We start from the raw sequence: 17103 nt of genomic DNA on the forward strand, positions 1-17103 counted from the left end.
GAGGTACGTCCGTCTGCGCCGTTCAGGACGGATGCGGCGGCGTCCGTGCCTCAGATGTCGCGGAACGTCTCGATCTGCGCGCCCACTTCGTTGAGGCGCTCGGCCAGGTCCTCGTAACCCCGGTTGATCACATACACGTTGCGCAGCACGGACGTACCCTCCGCGGCCAGCATCGCCAGCAGTACCACCACGGCGGGCCGCAGCGCGGGCGGGCACATCATCTCCGCCGCCCTCCAGCGCGTCGGGCCGTCCACCAGCACGCGGTGCGGGTCGAGGAGTTGGAGCCTGCCGCCCAGACGGTTGAGGTCGGTGAGGTAGATGGCGCGGTTGTCGTAGACCCAGTCGTGGATGAGCGTCTTGCCCTCGGCGACGGCGGCGATGGCCGCGAAGAAGGGCACGTTGTCGATGTTGATGCCGGGGAAGGGCATCGGGTGGATCTTGTCGATGGGCGCCTCCAGCTTGGAGGGGTGCAGCGTGAGGTCCACCAGGCGCGTACGGCCGTTGTCCGCGGCGTACTCGGCGCCGCGCTCCATCTCCAGCCCCATCTCCTCCAGCACCGCGAGTTCGATCTCCAGGAACTCCACCGGCACCCGGCACACGGTCAGTTCGGAACCGGTGACCACCGCCGCGGCCATCAGGCTCATCGCCTCCACCGGGTCCTCGGAGGGGGAGTAGTCGACGTCGACGTCGATGTCGGCCAGTCCGTGCACGGTCAGCGTGGTGGTGCCCACTCCCTCGACCCTGACGCCGAGCTGCTCCAGGAAGAAGCACAGGTCCTGGACCATGTAGTTGGACGAGGCGTTGCGGATGACGGTGACGCCGTCGTGCCGTGCGGCGGCCAGCAGCGCGTTCTCCGTGACGGTGTCGCCGCGCTCGGTCAGCACGATCGGGCGCTCGGGCGTCACGGCCCGGTCCACGACGGCGTGGTAGAGGCCCTCGGTGGCGGTGATGTCCAGGCCGAAGCGGCGCAGCGCGATCATGTGGGGCTGCACGGTACGCGTGCCGAGGTCGCAGCCGCCCGCGTAGGGGATGCGGAAGCGGTCCATGCGGTGCAGCAGCGGGCCGAGGAACATGATGATGCTGCGCGTGCGGCGTGCGGCGTCCGCGTCGATGGCGTCCAGGTCGAGCTCGGCGGGCGGGACGATCTCCAGGTCCGCGCCGTCGTTGATCCAGCGGGCGCGGACGCCGATCGAGGAGAGGACCTCCAGGATGCGGAAGACCTCTTCGATGCGGGCGACCCTGCGCAGCACCGTACGGCCCGAGTTGAGCAGTGAGGCGCACAGCAGGGCGACGCAGGCGTTCTTGCTGGTCTTGACGTCGATGCTCCCGGACAGGCGCCGTCCGCCGACGACGCGCAGGTGCATCGGGCCCGAGTAACCGAGGGAGACGATCTCGCTGTCCAGCGCCTCGGAGATGCGGGCGATCATCTCAAGGCTGATGTTCTGATTGCCTCGCTCGATGCGGTTGACCGCGCTCTGGCTGGTGGCCAGAGCCTCCGCGAGTTTCGTCTGGGTCCAGCCCCGGTGCTGCCGGGCGTCGCGGATGAGTTGGCCGATGCGAGCGAGGTAGTCGTCAGTCATACAGTGAGGATATCTCATATCTGAGATGACATCGCGTGCGACAGGTGTGGGAATCGCGGCCGGACAATCGATGTTCCGTGGAGCCGGGGTGTGCCAGGGTCGGCCGATGTCCGTGTCCCGAAGTGACGTGCTGCGCCCGCAGTTCGACCTGGCCTGGGCCCTCTTCGGTCACCACCTTCAGCGGCTGGAGCCGGGCGACTTCCTCTGGGAGTCCGGCCTACCACCGGGCGTGGGCCGTGCGCACGGGGGAACCCGAGGGGCGGCATACGGGGCGGGGCATGACCGCCCCGCGGTCGTGTACTAGAGTTATCTCGACATCGAGATAACTGGCGCAAGCGCACCTACGACCGCTGCTGAGTAAGGCTTACCTAACCAAACTCTAGCAGTGCCCCTCCGGGGGTCTCCCGGCCGTGTCCGGCCAGGGGGACGGTCGGCAATGACGTACTGAAGGAGACTGTCGTGTCGGCGAACAGCTTCGACGCCCGCAGCACGCTGCAGGTGGGGGACGAGTCGTACGAGATCTTCAAGCTGGACAAGGTGGAGGGCTCCGCCCGCCTCCCGTACAGCCTGAAGGTGCTGCTGGAGAACCTGCTCCGCACCGAGGACGGCGCGAACAGCACCGCCGACCACATCCGTGCGGTGGGCGCCTGGGACCCCGGCGCCCAGCCCAGCCACGAGATCCAGTTCACCCCCGCCCGCGTGATCATGCAGGACTTCACCGGGGTGCCCTGCGTGGTGGACCTGGCGACCATGCGTGAGGCCGTCAAGGAGCTGGGCGGCGACGCGGACCGCATCAACCCGCTCGCACCCGCCGAGCTGGTCATCGACCATTCCGTCATCGCCGACAAGTTCGGCACGGCCAACGCCTTCGCCCAGAACGTCGAGCTGGAGTACGGGCGCAACCGCGAGCGCTACCAGTTCCTGCGCTGGGGACAGACCGCCTTCGACGAGTTCAAGGTCGTACCGCCCGGCACCGGCATCGTCCACCAGGTGAACATCGAGCACCTCGCCCGCACCGTCATGGTCCGCGGCGGCCAGGCCTACCCGGACACCCTCGTGGGCACCGACTCGCACACCACCATGGTCAACGGCCTGGGCGTGCTCGGCTGGGGCGTGGGCGGCATCGAGGCCGAGGCCGCGATGCTCGGCCAGCCGGTCTCGATGCTGATCCCGCGCGTGGTCGGCTTCAAGCTGACCGGGCAGCTGCCGACGGGCACCACCGCCACCGACCTCGTTCTCACGATCACGGAGATGCTGCGCAAGCACGGCGTCGTCGGCAAGTTCGTGGAGTTCTACGGCGAGGGCGTGGGCGCCGTCCCGCTGGCGAACCGCGCCACCATCGGCAACATGTCGCCGGAGTTCGGCTCCACGGCTGCGATGTTCCCGATCGACGAGGAGACCATCAAGTACCTCAAGCTCACCGGGCGTTCCGAGAGCCAGCTCCAGCTCGTCGAGACGTACGCCAAGGAGCAGGGCCTGTGGCACGACAGCTCCCGTGAGCCGGAGTTCAGCGAGTACCTGGAGCTGGACCTGGCCACCGTCGTGCCGTCCATCGCCGGGCCCAAGCGCCCGCAGGACCGGATCGCGCTGTCGGAGGCCAAGCGGCAGTTCTTCGCGGACCTGCCCGCCTATGTCGCCGAGGACGTCACCGGTGGCGCCGACCGCAAGCCCGGCGTGCCGCAGCAGGAGAAGCCGCACGGCGTGGCCTCCCCGGTCGACGAGGCGGGCTCGGAGTCCTTCCCGGCCAGTGACGCCCCGGCCTACGGACACGACGAGAACGGCGTGGGCAGGCCGCAGCACACGGCCATCGGCTCGGGCCCGGACGTCGGCCCCAGCAATCCGGTGCGGGTGACGGGCCCCGACGGCAACTCCTACGAGATCGACCACGGCGCCGTCGCGGTCGCCGCGATCACCTCGTGCACCAACACCTCCAACCCGTACGTCATGGTCGGCGCGGCCCTGGTTGCCAAGAAGGCGGTGGAGAAGGGCCTGACGCGCAAGCCGTGGGTCAAGACCACCCTCGCGCCCGGCTCCCAGGTCGTCATGGACTACTACGACCGCGCGGGTCTCACCCCGTACCTGGACAAGCTCGGCTTCAACCTCGTCGGCTACGGCTGCACCACCTGCATCGGCAACTCCGGCCCGCTGCCGGAGGAGGTCTCCCGCGCGGTCAACGACAACGACCTCGCGGTCGCCGCGGTGCTCTCCGGCAACCGCAACTTCGAGGGCCGCATCAACCCCGATGTGAAGATGAACTACCTGGCCTCTCCTCCGCTGGTCGTCGCCTACGCCATCGCGGGTTCGATGAAGGTCGACATCACCACCGAGCCCCTCGCCGACGACCAGGACGGCAATCCGGTCCACCTGTCCGACCTGTGGCCCTCCGAGCAGGAGATCGAGGAGGTCGTCGCCTCCTGCATCGGCCAGGAGATGTTCACCAAGGACTACGCGGACGTCTTCGCGGGTGACGCGCAGTGGCAGGCGCTGCCCGTGCCGACCGGCAACACCTTCGAGTGGGACCCGGAGTCCACGTACGTACGCAAGCCTCCCTACTTCGAAGGCATGGGCACCGAGCCCTCCCCGGTCCAGGACATCTCCGGGGCACGGGTGCTGGCGAAGCTGGGCGACTCGGTCACCACCGACCACATCTCGCCGGCCGGCGCGATCAAGGCCGACACCCCGGCGGGCCAGTACCTGACGGGGCACGGTGTCGAGCGCCGCGACTTCAACAGCTACGGCTCGCGGCGCGGCAACCACGAGGTGATGATCCGCGGGACCTTCGCCAACATCCGGCTGCGCAACCAGATCGCCCCGGGCACCGAAGGCGGCTACACCCGCGACTTCACGCAGCCGGACGCGCCGGTCTCCTTCATCTACGACGCCTCGCAGAACTACCAGTCCCAGGGCATCCCGCTGGTCGTCCTGGCCGGCAAGGAGTACGGTTCCGGCTCCTCCCGCGACTGGGCGGCCAAGGGCACCGCGCTGCTGGGCGTCAAGGCGGTCATCGCCGAGTCCTACGAGCGCATCCACCGCTCCAACCTGATCGGGATGGGCGTCCTGCCGCTGCAGTTCCCGGAGGGGCAGACGGCCGAGTCGCTGGGCCTGAGCGGCGAGGAGACCTTCACGGTCTCCGGGATCACCGCGCTCAACGAGGGCGGCGTTCCGCAGACGGTGGCCGTCAGCACGGAGACGGGTGTCGGGTTCGACGCCACGGTCCGTATCGACACCCCTGGTGAGGCCGACTACTACCGCAACGGCGGCATCATGCAGTACGTGCTGCGCTCGCTGCTGCGCAAGTAGCGCCGCCGAGGCTCAGGAGGCGGGCGCGGGAGAGATCCGGCGCCCGCCTCCGCCGTGCCCGGAGGGAGCCGCATACCCGCGCCAGTGGGTCGGCAGGTCTCAACTCGGGAAAGACTCACCGATCGGGTTGCTTTGATCTTGCCCTGTTGACGCCAAGTGGACTATACCTGTCGGCACCTCACGAGGGCCCGTGCGCGCGGCGCTCCTGGCGGTAGCGAGACAACAGCACCACTCAGCTTCAACTGACCCGCGGTGTCGGGCCCTTCGCCGGTGGGCGAGTCGTCGGGAGACCGGAACACCGCCTGAGTCCTGGAGAAGGCGAGGACTTGAGCATGGGATCAACCAACGTCAACCGCCGCGATCTGATCAAGCGATCCGCCGCAGTCGGCCTGGTCGCCGCACCCGGTATGGGCCTGCTGAGCGCCTGTGCCAGCGGCGGCGGCGAGAACGAGAACAAGGTCGAGAAGGGCGAGAAGTCCAAGGACAACCCGCTCGGCGTCAATAAGGACGCCAAGCTGGAAGTCGTGATCTTCAACGGTGGCTACGGCGACCAGTACGCCCTGGACAACCACAAGATCTACGAGAAGTCCTTCGGCAACGTCAGCCACTCGAAGACCCAGAAGATCCGCACCAAGATGCAGCCGCGGATGGTCAAGGGCGACCCGCCGGACGTCATCAACAACTCCGGCGCCGAGAACATGGACGTCGCCAGCCTCATCGAGAAGGACCAGATCGCCGACCTCCAGCCGCTGCTGGACGCGCCCTCCCTCTACGACCCCTCGAAGAAGGTCAGCGAGACGCTGCTGCCCGGCACCCTGGAGAAGGGCCGCTTCGGCAGCGACAAGGTCTACCAGCTCAACTACTCCTACACCGTCTACGGAGTCTGGTACTCCAAGACGAACCTGGAGAAGCTGGACCTGGAGTACCCCAAGACCTGGGACGAGATGCTCGCCGCCTGCGCCAAGGCGAAGAAGGAGGGCATAGCCGGCTGGACGTACGCGGGCAAGCACCCGTACTACTTCGCCTTCAGCCTCTACCCCTTCATCGCCAAGATCGGCGGTCAGGACGTCATCAAGGCGATCGACAACCTGGAGCCCAACGCCTGGAAGCACGACGCCGTGAAGAAGGCCTTCGAGGCCTACCACGAGCTGTACGCCAAGGGTTACATCCTCAAGGGCACACCGGGCATCGACCACATCCAGTCCCAGACGCAGTGGACCAAGGGCAAGGCGCTGTTCATCCCGAACGGCTCCTGGGTGGAGAACGAGGCCAAGGGCACCACCCCCAAGGACTTCGAGATGACCGTGGCGCCGCCCTCCAGCCTCGACAAGTCCGACGCCATGCCCTTCGAGACGATCTGGGCCGAGGCGAGCGAGCCGTTCATGGTGCCCGCACAGGCCAGGAACGTCGAGGGCGGCATGGAGTGGCTGCGGACCATGCTGGGCAAGCAGTCCACGCAGAACTTCAGCAAGCAGGTCTCCGCGCTCAGCTGTGTCGACGGTGCCTCCGAGGGGCTGGACCTGAAGCCGGGTCTCGCCTCCGCACAGGACGTGCTGAAGAAGGCGGGGGACAACCTGGTGGGCCCGCGCATCCGCGACTGGTACCTGGAGCTGGACAAGGACAAGGTCGGCGGAGCCCTGGCCTCGATGATGTCCGGCGACATCGAGCCGGCCGAGGCCGTCAAGCGCTGCCAGAAGGCGGCCGACGAGGTGGCCAAGAACGACTCGGTCAAGAAGTACAAGCGCTGACGGGGAGCGTCTTCAGCAGCGCGGTGCACAACCCATCGGTCGACTGGTGAGTATGGAGCGGGGCGGAATGGCGAACGACGTCCGGGCAGTGGCGAAGACCTCCACTGGTTCAGGGTCGGACAGAGGCGCCGGAGGAGGGACAGGCGCCAAGAAGGACGCGCTGGTTCTCGCGTTCCTCCTCCCGCCCCGCTTCACACCGGAGAAGGTGCGCAACGACCGGCGCTACCGGACGCTGGACAAGTACCGGTTCGTCTGCTGGTTCCTCCTCGTCCCGCTGGTGATCTACGCGGTCTTCGTCATCTCGCCCTTCTTCCAGGCCTTCTACTACTCGCTGACCGACTGGACGGGCTTCAGCAGCGACTTCGCCTTCGTGGGGGCCGACAACTACATCCGCCTGATGGACGATTCGACGTTCTGGGCGTCCATGCGCCACAGCCTCCTGCTGCTGGTGGCCGCTCCCCTGGTCACGCTCGGGCTCGGGCTCTTCTTCGCCTTCATGCTCCAGGCGGGAGGGCGGCACAAGAAGAACGAGGCCATCTCGGGAGTACGCGGCGCGAAGCTGTACAAGAACGTGTACTTCTTCCCCCAGGTGCTCTCGGTGGCGATCATCGGTGTGGTGTGGGGGGCGATGTACGACCCCATCACCGGACCGATCAACGAGGTGCTGCGCCTGCTGGGCCTGGACTTCCTCACGCGAGCCTGGCTCGCGGACCCCACGTTCGCACTGGCCTGCGTGCTGTTCGTGCTGTGCTGGATGTTCATCGGGTTCTACGTGGTGCTCTTCTCGGCCGCGATGGGCGCCATCCCCAAGGACATCTACGAGGCGGCGCTGCTGGACGGGGCGAGCCGTCCCGCCACGTTCTTCAGGGTCACCCTGCCGCTGATCTGGGACACGGTTCAGACCGGCTGGATCTACATGGGCATCCAGGCGCTGGACGCCTTCGCGATCGTGCACATCATGACCATCAACCGGGGCGGTCCGGGAGACTCCACGCTGGTCACCCCGGTCTACCTGTACAAGAAGGCGTTCGACTCCGGGCAGGCCGGATACGCCACGGCGATCGGCGTCGTACTGCTGCTCGTGACCATGGTGTTCGCGGCGATCATGATGCTGCTGGGCCGCCGCGACCGGATCGAGTACTGAGAATGAGCGGGGAGACATCAGCGATGAGCGCAACCCAGCCCGCGGAGAAGGCCGAGGCCGCGGCACCCGACGCCCGGCCGGAGTCGGGCACCGCGGCGAAGGAGCCGAAAGGGCCGGGAACCGAGGGCGGCACGCTCAACGTATTCGCCAACTCCTTCCTCGTGCTGTGGGTGGTGATGGCCGCGGGCCCACTGGTGTGGGTCATGGTCAACTCGCTGCGTGAGTCGAGTGAGATCCAGGGCGAGCCGTTCGGCCTGCCCACTGCGCTGAGCCTGGAGAACTTCACCAACGCCTGGTCCGACGCGAACATCGGCCGCTTCGCGCTCAACTCGCTGATCATCCTCGCCGGTTCACTGCCCGGCACGATGCTGCTGGGCTCCATGGCGGCGTACGTCATAGCCCGCTACAGCTTCCCCGGGAACCGGGTCGTCTACCTCCTCTTCGCGGGCGGGATGATGTTCCCGATCATCCTCGCGGTCGTGCCGCTGTTCTTCGTGATGGACAACTTCTCCCTGCTGGACACCCGGCAGGGGCTGGTCCTGGCGTACATCGCCTACTCGCTGCCCTTCACGACCTTCTTCATGACGGCGTTCTTCCGTACGCTCCCGGGCAGCATCGCCGAGGCCGCGACCATCGACGGGGCCTCCCACCTGCGGACGTTCTTCCAGATCATGCTGCCGATGGCCAAGCCCGGTCTGATCAGCATCGGCATCTTCAACTTCCTCGGCCAGTGGAACCAGTACTTCCTGCCCCTCGCGCTCAACTCGGAGAGCGGGTCGAAGGCGCTGCTGACCCAGGGACTGGCCGAACTGTCCGTCAACCAGGGCTACGAGGGCGACTGGGGGGCGCTCTTCGCCGGACTCTCCATCGCCATGGTGCCGATCCTCGTCGTCTACATGGTCTTCCAGCGCCAGGTCCAGGAAGGTCTCACGGCGGGCGCCGTGAAGTAGCATCGGCGGCTCCCGAGCCCGCTCAGTTCCCGCTCCGGCGGCACGGACGGGCGGTGCGGCGGGCGTTCCGTGCGGTGGTCCTCTTCCTACGGGGTCCGCCGGCGCGGTGTTGCACGTCCGGGTGCTGCCGCCCGCGAACGTGTGCGGGCCCGGCGGTGACCGACCGTCCCGTTCGGGGGACGCAGTGTGCCCGCTCACGCTCCGTAGAATGTCTCCAGATGAGCGCACAACCGTTCAAGGTCTTGACGGGAGAGAAGCGCTCAGGCTGTGCTTGGAGTTCATGTGTTGGAGGCAAGCCGTTCCACGTGACGCGGTGCGGCGGAGGGTCCGATGGTCTCGCCGGCCGTCGAGGCGGGAGTGGATCAGTGGTGGAGACTCCGGGGTCGCAGTCCTCTCTGCACCGGGCCAACCTCGAAAGGGTCGTGCGCGCCGTACGTATGGCGGGCTCGCTCACCCAGGCGGAGATCGCCCGCAGCACCGGGCTGTCCGCGGCCACCGTCTCCAACATCGTGCGGGAGTTGAAGGAGAGCGGCACCGTCCAGGTGACCCCCACCTCAGCGGGCGGGCGCAGGGCGAGGGCGGTCTCGCTCAGCGGTGACGCGGGCGCCGTCGTGGGCGTCGACTTCGGGCACTCGCACCTGCGGGTCGCGGTCGGCAACCTCGCGCACCAGGTACTGGCCGAGGAGGCCGAGCCGATCGACGTGGACGCCTCGGCCGACGAGGGGTTCGACCGTGCCGAACGGCTCGTGCACCGGCTCATCGCCGCCACCGGCATCAGCCGGGAGAAGCTCGTCGGCGTCGGTCTCGGCGTGCCCGGCCCCATCGACGTCGAGACGGGGGAGCTGGGCTCGACCTCCATCCTGCCGGGCTGGAGCGGCACCCACCCCCGTCAGGAACTCGCCGCCCGGCTGGGCGTGCCCGTGCACATCGACAACGACGCCAACCTCGGAGCGCTCGGCGAGCAGGTGTGGGGCAACGGCCGTGGCGCGGGCGACCTGGCCTACATCAAGGTCGCCAGCGGTGTCGGAGCCGGACTCGTCATCAACGGCCAGATCTACCGCGGACCGGGCGGCACGGCCGGCGAGATCGGGCACATCACTCTGGACGAGTCGGGTCCGGTCTGCCGCTGCGGCAACCGCGGCTGCCTGGAGACCTTTACGGCAGCGCGATACGTACTGCCCCTGCTGCACTCCAGCCACGGCACCGACCTGACGATGGCTCGCGTGGTGCAGCTGGCGCGTGAGGGAGACCCGGGCTGCCGGCGGGTGGTCGGGGACGTCGGACGGCACATCGGCAGCGGTGTCGCCAATCTCTGCAACCTCCTCAACCCCGGCCGGGTCGTGCTCGGCGGTGACCTCGCCGAGGCCGGCGACCTCGTGCTGGGGTCCGTACGGGACTCGGTCGCGCGGTACGCCATCCCCAGCGCCGCACGGCAGTTGACGGTCGTTCCGGGGACGCTGGGCGGGCGCGCGGAGGTGCTGGGCGCGCTGGCGCTCGTGCTCAGCGAGATGGGTGACGCGACGCTTCTGGACTCGGGGAGCCCTCTCCAGGCAGGCTCGTCGGGCGGAGAGAACGGTGCCTCGCGGCGGCGTACGGCCGTGGGCGCCGTGGCGGCGCACGCCTGAGCCGGGCGGCTGCCGAAAACGCCGGGGCCGACTCCGCTCCGGCCCCTATCGGTCACACAAAGTGCCGTTTTGGGTTCAGAGACATAACGGATGGCATCGTTGCCGTCTCGTTAATGATTTACTTCTTGACGGTTGCCTGCCCTGAGAGTTGACTTCCGACCACCCCGGCCGCACGACGCGGCCTTGTCAGGGAGGTTGGAACCCCATGAACGCAAAGGTGCGTCGCGTCGTCATAGGTACGGCAGCCATCTCGATGGCACTTTCTCTGGCCGCGTGCGGCAAGGCCGGCGGCGGTGACAGCGGTGGTGACGGCGGAGACAACAAGACCATCGGTCTGCTGCTGCCGGAGAACAAGACCACGCGCTACGAGACGTTCGACCGTCCGTACATGGAGAAGAAGATCAAGTCGCTCTGCTCCGACTGCGACGTGAAGTACAACAACGCCACACAGGACTCCGAACTGCAGAAGAAGCAGTTCGACGCGCTCATCACACAGGGCGTGAAGGTCATCATCCTGGACGCCGTGAACGCGCAGGCCACCCGGTCCTGGGTCGACCGCGCCGCCAAGAAGGACGTCAAGGTCGTCGCCTACGACCGTCTCGCCGAGGGCGACATCACCTCCTACGTCTCCTACGACAACGAGCGGATCGGCGAACTCCAGGGCCAGGGCCTGGTCGACGCGCTGGGTGACAAGGCCGAGGACAGCGACGTCGTCATGATCAACGGGTCGCCCACCGACCCGAACGCCCCGCTGTTCAAGAAGGGCGCGCACAGCGTGCTCGACGAGAAGGTCAATGACATCGTCTACGAGCAGGACATCCCGGACTGGTCGCCGGACGAGGCCAACAAGAAGATGAACGCCGCCATCACCAAGCTCGGCAAGGACGGCTTCGACGGCGTCTACTCCGCCAACGACGGCATGGCCGGCGGCGTCTCCACCGCCATGAAGAAGAAGGGCGTCAAGGACGTACCGCTGGGCGGCCAGGACTCCGAACTCGCCGGTCTGCAGCGGATCATCAAGGGCGACCAGACCTTCACCATCTACAAGGCGATCAAGCCGCAGGCCGAGCTGACCGCCGAGATCGCGGTGAACCTGCTCAAGGGCGAGAAGATCGACGACCTCACCCCGAAGAAGGTCGACAGCAAGAGCAAGAAGGACATCCCCGCCGAGCTCTACGACGCCAAGATCGTGACCAAGGACAACATCAAGGACACGATCATCAAGGACAAGGTCTACAAGGTCAGCCAGATCTGCACCCCGCAGTTCGCGGACGCCTGTGAGGCAGCCGGTCTGAAGTGACCACCGGGCACGGCCCTCGGGCCGTGCCCGCACCCCTGAAGAAGTGAAGTCCGGGCCGCCGCCTCCGCACACCGGGGGCGGCGCCTGACGGAAGATCGGAGTTGGCGCAGTGGCGAAGGAAGCCGTGCTGGCGCTGCGAGGGATCTCCAAGCGGTTCGGCGCCGTGCAGGCGCTCACCGACGTGGATCTCGAGGTACGTCCCGGCGAGGTGATCGCCCTCGTGGGCGACAACGGCGCCGGAAAGTCCACGCTCGTCAAGACCATCGCGGGCGTGCACCCCATCGACGACGGCGGCATCGAGTGGGAGGGCAGGCCGGTCAGCATCAACCGGCCGCACGACGCCCAGGATCTGGGCATCGCCACCGTCTACCAGGACCTGGCGCTGTGCGACAACCTGGACGTCGTCGCCAACCTCTTCCTCGGGAACGAGGCACGCCGCGCCCACGTCCTGGACGAGATCGCGATGGAGAAGCGGGCGATGGAGCTGCTGGACACGCTCTCCATCCGCATCCCCAGCGTCCGCATACCCGTCGCCTCCCTCTCCGGAGGCCAGCGGCAGGTCGTCGCGATCGCCCGCGCGCTGATCGGCGACCCCAAGGTCGTCATCCTCGACGAACCGACCGCCGCGCTCGGCGTCGAGCAGACGGCACAGGTCCTCGACCTCGTCGAACGGCTGCGTGAACGCGGCCTCGCCGTCATCCTCATCAGCCACAACATGGCCGACGTCCAGGCGGTCGCGGACCGTGTCGCCGTGCTGCGCCTCGGGCGCAACAACGGAGTCTTCGACGTCGCCGGTACCTCCCACGAGGATGTCATCGCCGCGATCACCGGCGCATCGGACAACGCGGTCACCCGCCGCCAGGCCCGTACGGACAAGGAGGCGGCGCAGTGAGCGACACCGTCGACAAGGAACGCGGCGCCGAGCCCGCCGGCACCGCCGAGGGTGCGGGTGAGGCGCCCGCGAACGGGAACGGCGCACCCTCCGCGGTGGACCCGCGGCTGCTCGTGCGCGAACAGGGCCTCGCCGGCTATCTGGCGGACTTCAAGCGCCGGGTGCGCGGCGGTGAACTCGGTTCGCTGCCCGTCATCCTCGGTCTGATCATCATCGCCGTCATCTTCCAGTCGCTGAACGACAACTTCCTCTCCGCGGGCAGCGTCAGCGACATCAGCGTCTACATCGCCGGTACGGGCATCATGGCCACCGGCATCGTCTTCGTCCTGCTGCTCGGCGAGATCGACCTGTCGGTCGGTTCGGTCGCCGGTGTCGGCGCGGCCGTATGGGCGGTCCTGAGCGTCACCCACGACGTGAACGACTGGCTGGCGGTGCTGATCGCGATCGGCGCGGGTCTGTGCATCGGCGGTCTGCACGGCTTCTTCTTCGCCCAGGTCGGCGTCCCCGCCTTCGTGGTCACCCTCGCGGGCTTCCTCGGATGGAGCGGTCTGCAGATCTGGCTGATGGGCTCCGAGGGCAGCATCAACACGCCCGGGGGCAGCGTCGTCGAGGACCTGACCGGCTACTACTTCCAGGACATCGCCGCCGCGTACGGCCTCGCGCTGGTGGCGGTGCTCGTCTACGCCGGCGTGCTGCTGACCGACGCCAAGCGCCGCCGTGAGGCGAAGCTGCCGTTCAGGCCGATGGGCGAGATCGTGGTGCGCACCGGGGTGATGGCGGTCGTCGCCTTCGTCGCCGCGTATGTGCTCAACCAGTCGCGCGGCCTGCCGCTCGCCCTGGTGATCTTCCTGTCCGTCCTGGTCGTCGCGGACTTCGCCGTACGCAGGACGACGTACGGGCGGCAGATCTTCGCCGTCGGAGGCAACGCGGAGGCGGCGCGCCGTGCGGGCATCGACGTCGAGCGCGTCCGCATCTCGGTGTTCGCCATCGCGGGCATGCTGGCGGCCTTCGGCGGCCTGTTCATCGCCAGCCTCTCGGGTGGGGCGAACAAGAGCCTCGGTGCGGGCAACACGCTGATGAACGTCATCGCGGCAGCGGTCATCGGCGGCACCAGCCTCTTCGGCGGGCGCGGCAAGATCTGGTCCGCGCTGCTGGGCATCCTGGTCATCCAGTCGATCCAGCAGGGCCTGAACCTGCTCGGCATGGCGAGTGAGATCCAGTACATGATCACCGGTGCGGTGCTGCTGGCCGCCGTGGTCATCGACTCGGTCTCCAGGCGGACACAGAGGTCGGCGGGCCGAACCTAGCGCCTCGGACGGCGCACACCCGCACGATCGGGGGTACCTCGGGGCCGGTGGCCCGGAGGTGCCCCCGATCCGTGCTGTACGCGGCGGGAACGGCAGCCGACTCCCGGTCCGCCATCGAAAAGAACGGGCCGGTTTTCTCTGCCCGGTATTCCTCGGAGCTGTCGCCCCGAGGTGCGTTCGCGCGTGCGGCACCGGAAATAATCGGGAGCCCCGGAATCCGGTGCCGTAGTAAGTTGCCCGGGTCCTCAGGGACGGACCGGAACAGAGAAGATTCATGGGGGTTGATGTGCGCGCACTCGCGCGAGCAGCCGTTGTTGTCGGCGCTTGTTCCTTGCTGGCCGGGTTGAACAGCCCGGGCGCAATGGCCGCGGCCGGTTCCAACGAATTCATCATCACGGACAGGGGAGCCGCGTACTTCTATCACAACGGGGACAAGGTCGAGGCGGTCGACCGGAAGTCCGACGGGTACTGGATCCGCGCGGACCTCAGGTGGAGCACCGGGAGCGACTCCTGGAGCACCATCTCCGCGGAGGCCCGCGGGCAGGGGGAAGTGGACTCGGCGTCGGTGAACCTCCGGGAGGGTAAGGCCGTCAAGCTCCGGATGTGCTACATGAAGGACATCTTCGAGCAGAAGTGCAGCAAGTGGCAGGGTGCTCACGCATAGGCGGGCACACCGGCATTCCGTCGGCGGGAACCCTTGGGCAGGGTTCCCGCCGACGGGCATTTCCGGATTCCGTTGTTCCGTTTCGGCCGATGTGTTTCGTGCGCCGTTCCGCAGTTGCCGGGCGTATTCCGGTCCGCGGTATCGGGAGGCGGTTTCCCGGCCCGCAGGCCCGTGGTTTCGCGCACACGGCGTCCTGTCGTGGGCGGGCCTGGTCTACGCTGCCTCGTACGGCGCTCTCCGGCCCCGGCCCGACGGGGCGCGACCCGGAGGCCGGACCACCGACCCGCGGGCGCCTCACAGCGGGAGCGGGCCCGCACCGCATGCCGGGAGGTGCTTCCGCGGGCCCTGCGGCGGCGGAGACGTCCGCCAGGCACGCCCGAATGGACGTTCTCCGACGGGCCACCCCGAGTCCTCTCGCCGGATGCGACATTAGACTCGTCGGAATCAGCACAGCTCGACCATGCTCTACAGCAAGGAGGCACCGTGGAGAAGGGGCCGCGCTCAGCGCGTCATCCCGGGTCGGGGGCGGTGGAGTTCCCCAAGGCGCGGCGCAGGGGCAGGTGGGACCTGCTGAACCGCATCGGGGGACCGGCCGACCTCGACGAACTCATGCCCGAGCAGCTGGAGCAGCTCGCCGGAGAGATCCGGTCGTTCCTCGTCGACTCCGTCTCCAAGACCGGCGGGCACCTGGGGCCCAACCTGGGTGTGGTCGAGCTGACCATCGCCCTGCACCGGGTGTTCGAGTCCCCGAAGGACCGGGTCCTCTTCGACACCGGGCACCAGTCCTACGTCCACAAACTGCTGACCGGCCGTCAGGACTTCTCCGGACTGCGCCTCAAGGGCGGACTGTCCGGCTACCCCTCGCGGGCGGAGTCCGAGCACGACGTGATCGAGAACAGCCACGCCTCCACCGTGCTGGGCTGGGCCGACGGACTCGCCAAGGCCAATCAGGTGCGGCAGCGGGACGACCACGTCGTCGCCGTCATCGGTGACGGCGCCCTCACCGGCGGCATGGCCTGGGAGGCGCTGAACAACATCGCCGCGGCCAAGGACCGTCCCCTCGTCATCGTCGTCAACGACAACGAGCGCAGCTACGCACCGACCATCGGCGGCCTCGCCGACCACCTCGCCACGCTCCGCACCACCGACGGCTACGAGCGCTTCCTGGCCCGCGGCAAGGAGGTCCTCAACCGCACGCCGGTCGTGGGAAAGCCGCTGTACGAGACCCTGCACGGCGCAAAGAAGGGCCTGAAGGACTTCATCGCCCCGCAGGGCATGTTCGAGGACCTGGGCCTGAAGTACGTCGGCCCGATCGACGGCCACGACATCGCCGCCGTCGAGTCCGCCCTGCAGCGGGCCAAGCGCTTCGGCGGCCCCGTTCTGGTGCACTGCCTGACGGAGAAGGGCCGCGGCTATCAGCCCGCTCTGGAGGACGAGGCCGACCAGTTCCACGCCGTACCCGTCATCCACCCCGACACCGGTCTGCCCGTGAAGTCCTCGGGCGCGGACTGGACTTCGGTCTTCGGCGAGGAGATGGTCAAGCTAGGCCGCGAGCGCGAGGACGTCGTCGCGATCACCGCGGCCATGATGCGCCCGGTCGGACTCCACGGCTTCGCCGAGGAGTTTCCCGAGCGCGTCTACGACGTGGGCATCGCCGAGCAGCACGCCGCCGTCTCCGCGGCCGGCCTGGCCACCGGCGGACTGCACCCCGTCTTCGCCGTCTACGCCACCTTCCTCAACCGCGCCTTCGACCAGCTCCTGATGGACGTGGCGCTGCACAGGTGCGGCGTGACGTTCGTACTGGACAGGGCGGGCGTCACCGGTTCGGACGGCGCCTCGCACAACGGCATGTGGGACATGTCGATCCTCCAGTGCGTGCCCGGCCTCCGGCTGGCCGCGCCGCGCGACGCCGACCAGTTGCGCATGCAGCTGCGCGAGGCGGTGGAGGTGGACGACGCTCCGACCGTGGTGCGTTACTCCAAGGGCGCGGTCGGGCCGGCCGTCGAGGCCGTCGGCCGCGTCGGCAGGATGGACGTGCTGCGCAGGCCCGCCGAGGTCCAGCGTCCGGACGTGCTGCTGGTCTCGGTCGGCGCCCTGGCGCCGATGTGCCTGGAGATCGCCGAACTCCTCGACAAGCAGGGCATCTCGGCGACGGTGGTCGACCCGCGCTGGGTCAAGCCCGTCGACGAGGAGCTTGCGCCGCTGGCCGAGCAGCACCGTGTCGTGGTCACCGTCGAGGACAACAGCCGTGCGGGCGGCGTCGGTTCGGCCGTCTCCCAGGCGCTGCGCGACGCGGGCGTGGACGTTCCGCTGCGCGACTTCGGCATCCCGGAGCGCTTCCTGGACCACGGTTCGCGGGGCGAGGTGATGGCCGAGATCGGACTCACCGCGCCGGACATCGCCCGGCAGGTGACGGGCCTCGTCGCCAAGCTGGACGGCCGTTTCGAGGCGGAGACCGCGGAAGCCGCACGCGACTGACACGACTGACACGGCGCTGAGCAACGGGCCCGGCCGGACCCCGCAGAGCGGGACCGGCCGGGCCCGCGGCATGTCGCGCGGACCCGTGTGCACAACGCCGCGCGCAACCCGGTTA

At 68.2% G+C, this 17103-nt stretch carries 12 protein-coding genes; 11 read left to right on the forward strand and 1 reads right to left on the reverse strand.

Annotated elements, in window-relative coordinates:
- Positions 1-50 precede the first annotated feature (50 nt).
- The gene (locus H343_RS0122645; protein ID WP_028433004.1) at positions 51-1580 is read right to left on the reverse strand and encodes a UDP-N-acetylglucosamine 1-carboxyvinyltransferase; all 1530 of its coding nucleotides are present in this window, start codon (positions 1578-1580) and stop codon (positions 51-53) included.
- 106 nt (positions 1581-1686) lie between these two features.
- Between H343_RS0122645 and H343_RS36100 the strand changes: the two genes are divergently transcribed.
- The 11 genes from H343_RS36100 to dxs all read left to right on the forward strand — a co-directional run bounded on the left by H343_RS36100 (position 1687) and on the right by dxs (position 16988).
- Positions 1687-1884 (forward strand): hypothetical protein, encoded by a 198-nt coding sequence (locus H343_RS36100; protein WP_028433005.1) that lies wholly within the window; start codon positions 1687-1689, stop codon positions 1882-1884.
- Between the two features lie 155 nt (positions 1885-2039).
- Positions 2040-4880 carry an aconitate hydratase gene (locus tag H343_RS0122655; protein ID WP_028433006.1) on the forward strand — a complete coding sequence of 947 codons (2841 nt, stop codon included), beginning with the start codon at positions 2040-2042 and terminating at the stop codon, positions 4878-4880.
- 332 nt (positions 4881-5212) lie between these two features.
- The gene (gene ngcE, locus H343_RS0122660; RefSeq protein ID WP_028433007.1) at positions 5213-6628 is read left to right on the forward strand and encodes an N-acetylglucosamine/diacetylchitobiose ABC transporter substrate-binding protein; all 1416 of its coding nucleotides are present in this window, start codon (positions 5213-5215) and stop codon (positions 6626-6628) included.
- A 67-nt stretch (positions 6629-6695) separates the two neighbouring features.
- Positions 6696-7772 carry a carbohydrate ABC transporter permease gene (locus H343_RS0122665; RefSeq protein WP_078506037.1) on the forward strand — a complete coding sequence of 359 codons (1077 nt, stop codon included), beginning with the start codon at positions 6696-6698 and terminating at the stop codon, positions 7770-7772.
- A 23-nt stretch (positions 7773-7795) separates the two neighbouring features.
- Complete coding sequence (locus H343_RS0122670) at positions 7796-8722, forward strand: carbohydrate ABC transporter permease (protein ID WP_028433009.1); 927 nt, start codon at positions 7796-7798, stop codon at positions 8720-8722.
- A 368-nt stretch (positions 8723-9090) separates the two neighbouring features.
- Positions 9091-10347 (forward strand): ROK family transcriptional regulator, encoded by a 1257-nt coding sequence (locus tag H343_RS32270; protein WP_037904753.1) that lies wholly within the window; start codon positions 9091-9093, stop codon positions 10345-10347.
- Positions 10348-10552: 205 nt separating this feature from the next.
- On the forward strand, positions 10553-11647 hold the full coding sequence (locus tag H343_RS0122680) for a substrate-binding domain-containing protein (protein WP_028433010.1): 1095 nt from the start codon (positions 10553-10555) through the stop codon (positions 11645-11647).
- Between the two features lie 124 nt (positions 11648-11771).
- Positions 11772-12539, forward strand: a complete 768-nt coding sequence (locus H343_RS0122685; RefSeq protein ID WP_486587016.1) for an ATP-binding cassette domain-containing protein — start codon at positions 11772-11774, stop codon at positions 12537-12539.
- Positions 12536-13846: an ABC transporter permease subunit gene (locus H343_RS0122690; RefSeq protein WP_028433012.1), complete on the forward strand. Its 1311-nt coding sequence runs from the start codon at positions 12536-12538 to the stop codon at positions 13844-13846. Before H343_RS0122685 ends, H343_RS0122690 begins: the two co-directional genes overlap by 4 nt.
- A gap of 274 nt (positions 13847-14120) precedes the next feature.
- Positions 14121-14510, forward strand: a complete 390-nt coding sequence (locus H343_RS0122695; protein ID WP_158679600.1) for a hypothetical protein — start codon at positions 14121-14123, stop codon at positions 14508-14510.
- Positions 14511-15077: 567 nt separating this feature from the next.
- Entirely contained in the window at positions 15078-16988 is a 1911-nt protein-coding gene (gene dxs / locus H343_RS0122700) for a 1-deoxy-D-xylulose-5-phosphate synthase (protein WP_028433014.1), read from the forward strand.
- Positions 16989-17103: the final 115 nt, after the last annotated feature.

The sequence above is a fragment of the Streptomyces sp. TAA204 genome (assembly GCF_000424965.1).